Here is a 2870-nt window from a genome sequence, read left to right as displayed (position 1 = left end):
GGGATTTTTTTGGGGGTGAGTGTGGTGGTGGTTAAAGGGAAAGAAAAATTGGAAAAAGGGGGGAAAAAAAATCAAGAAAAATTTCCCCCCCCCCCCCCGCATAAGTCGTTGTATTTCAGGCACTTACGCAAACTGCAGGGCAAGTTCTTGCGGTTCTGTTTTCAATGCAAAAATTGGTTTTTTAATATTTTTTTATTCTATTTTAACTTTGCCGCAAAAGTTCGGCAGAAAGGATTTATCTTATGAATAACTTGCTTAAATTATTTGGTGTTTTGGTAATGAGTTTCGTATTTATCGGTTGCAGTGGCAGTGGAGGTAGCGGCGGCGGAGGTGGTGGCGGAGGTGGTGGTGGCACGATTTCGGGAGAAGCGAACTTGAGGCTCAGCGGACAAGTGTGGACGGCAGATTGGACATACGACAATGTTTATGATATGACAACCGATGTAAGATACACTCGCTTCAACGGAAATCGGACGGTTTTTTCCGACATTGGCGTAAACGGGGCAATTAACAGCGGGCAATTAAATTTCGTAATAGACACACCAAGAAGCCCTTATTTGGAATATGCCGGTGATTATTTTGGCTGGGAGTATGACTACAACAATCTGATAATAAGTAATCCCGACGCAAGAGTAGCGTTTTTATGGCTTGAAGTTCCCGGCGGTGGCATTTACAGGGAACTTGAAACATTTTCAAGATCAGGAAACAGGGTGAACTACACAGGGTTTTATGTAGAGTTTATATATGTTGAGCAAAATTTTACTATCAGCGGCAGAGGAACAACCAACAACTGGGAAAATACTTGGGACGGAATCACATACAGAGGCACTTGGAGAACCACTAATTTTAACATCAGTCTCAGAAGAGGTTGGAATACTATACTTTATAGCGTTGAAGGAACTGCGACAATGGGTAATAATATAATGACCGGAAACAGCACCGAAACCATATCAATCGGCAATCCCGATAATTTAAGATGGATACTAAGTGAATGGGACGATGATGAGTGGGGGGGCAACTCTTCCGCCGAACTTCGCAGTGCAAGGACAGAAAGTAGCAGACAAAACCGTCGTTCATCTTTGAGAGAAAGAATACGCGCGGAATTAAAAAACTAAGAATTGTTTGATTTTCGGCAATTTTTCGGAGCGGGGAGTAAGTTTCTCGCTCTTTTTTGTTTGCGCAAATAGTATTTTAGTCTCTTAAAACTTAGGAGGAACTATGAAAGGAATTATTCTCGCAGGCGGATTCGGAACGCGGCTTTTTCCTGCTACAATGCCTGTGTGCAAACAACTACTGCCGGTTTACGACAAACCGATGATTTATTACCCGCTTTCAACATTAATGCTTGCAGGGATAAGAGATATTCTGATAATTTCCACGCCGAACGACACGCCCAGATTTGAAAAACTGTTTGGCGACGGCACGCATTTGGGGCTTAAAATCCAATACAAAATACAGGAATATCCGCGCGGACTTGCGGACGCTTTTATTCTCGGCGAAAAATTTATCGGCGGCGACAGCGTTGCGCTTGTTTTGGGCGACAACCTTTTTTATGGGCACGATTTTGTAAAACTTCTCAGAAAAGCGGCGAAACAAGAAGACGGCGCATCGGTTTTCGGATATTATGTCGATAATCCCACCGAATACGGCGTTGTGGAATTCGACAAAAACGGCACTGCAATATCCATAGAAGAAAAACCCGCCAAACCCAAGTCGAATTATGCGGTTACGGGGCTTTATTTTTACGATAATTCGGTGGTAGAAATCGCCAAAAACGTAAAACCGTCGGCAAGAGGCGAAATAGAAATTACGGCGGTGAACGACGAATATCTGAAACGCGGCAAACTTAACGTGGAAATTATGGGGCGCGGCTTTGCGTGGCTCGACACTGGAACGCACGACGCACTTTTGGAAGCGGCAAGTTTTGTGAAAATCATTGAGGACAGAACGGGCTTAAAAATCGCGTGCATAGAAGAAATCGCGTGGAAAAGCGGCTTTATCGACAAAGCACAATTTATGAAACTCGCCGAGGATTTGAAAAAATCGACTTACGGCGAATATCTCTTTAAAATAGCGGAAAGGGACTAATATTTTATGCCTTTTAATGTTGAAAAAACACCTATTGCGGACTTGCTCATTATTGAGCCGAGAAAATTTGGCGATGAGCGCGGATTTTTTATGGAAACATACAAAAAAAGCGATTTTGAGGCTATTGGAATAAAAGAAAATTTTGTACAGGATAATCACTCTTGCTCGGCAAAGGGCGTTTTGCGCGGTATTCATTTTCAGCGCGCCCCGTTTGCACAAGGAAAACTTGTGCGGGTTTTACGCGGAAAAGTTTGGGATATTGCAGTTGATTTGCGGAAAAACTCGCCCACTTTCGGCAAATGGTTCGGCGTGGAATTAAGCGAAGAAAACGCAAAATTGTTCTATATTCCCGCGGGCTTCGGACACGGTTTTTTAACACTGGAAGACAACACGCACTTTTTCTACAAATGCACCAACGAATACAACGCGGCAAGCGACGGCGGAATTAAATACGACGACCCTGACATTGCCATAGACTGGAAAATGGACGGAATTTCGCCGATAATTTCAGAAAAAGACGAAAAACTTCCCTTGTCTAAGGAAGTGAAATTATAACAAATAAATAAAAAGCAAAGGTTGTAAATGCTTATCAACTTAAGAGTTTTTCAAGAAACACTCGACCACGCAATAGCAACTATTGCGTGGAGTTTTGGCGCTTTTTCTTTTTTGAGAAATTTTGTTGATAGTACGTTAGCAGCACAGCACAGCACAGCACAGCACAGCACAGCACAGCACAGCACAGCACAGCACAGCACAGCACAGCACAGCACAGCACAGCACAG

General features: G+C 43.2%; 5 protein-coding genes. All 5 read left to right on the top strand.

Features of this window, described 5'->3' with window-relative positions; all coding sequences use genetic code 11:
* A partial coding sequence (locus FWE23_11520; GenBank protein ID MCL2846055.1) for a hypothetical protein occupies nucleotides 1-246 on the top strand: 246 nt, incomplete at its 5' end.
* Entirely contained in the window at nucleotides 243-1115 is an 873-nt protein-coding gene (locus FWE23_11515; GenBank protein MCL2846054.1) for a hypothetical protein, read from the top strand. The genes FWE23_11520 and FWE23_11515, both read left to right, overlap by 4 nt.
* Before the next feature lie 103 nt (nucleotides 1116-1218).
* Nucleotides 1219-2088, top strand: coding sequence for a glucose-1-phosphate thymidylyltransferase RfbA (rfbA, locus tag FWE23_11510; GenBank protein ID MCL2846053.1), 870 nt, complete (start codon nucleotides 1219-1221; stop codon nucleotides 2086-2088).
* A gap of 6 nt (nucleotides 2089-2094) precedes the next feature.
* Nucleotides 2095-2643: a dTDP-4-dehydrorhamnose 3,5-epimerase gene (gene rfbC / locus FWE23_11505; protein MCL2846052.1), complete on the top strand. Its 549-nt coding sequence runs from the start codon at nucleotides 2095-2097 to the stop codon at nucleotides 2641-2643.
* Nucleotides 2644-2670: 27 nt separating this feature from the next.
* A partial coding sequence (locus FWE23_11500) for an adenine methyltransferase (GenBank protein MCL2846051.1) occupies nucleotides 2671-2870 on the top strand: 200 nt, incomplete at its 3' end.

This window comes from Chitinivibrionia bacterium, from assembly GCA_009779925.1.
Taxonomy (GTDB): Bacteria; Fibrobacterota; Chitinivibrionia; order Chitinivibrionales; family Chitinivibrionaceae; genus WRFX01.
The sequence above is the reverse complement of the archived record's forward strand: the minus strand, read 5'-3'. Positions and strand labels throughout refer to the sequence as shown.

Excerpts from the sequence above, each read along its gene's own strand:
- rfbC (MCL2846052.1), top strand. The coding sequence starts at position 2,095 with ATGCCTTTTAATGTTGAAAAAACACCTATTGCGGACTTGCTCATTATT.
- FWE23_11515 (MCL2846054.1), top strand. The coding sequence starts at position 243 with ATGAATAACTTGCTTAAATTATTTGGTGTTTTGGTAATGAGTTTCGTA.
- rfbA (MCL2846053.1), top strand. The coding sequence starts at position 1,219 with ATGAAAGGAATTATTCTCGCAGGCGGATTCGGAACGCGGCTTTTTCCT.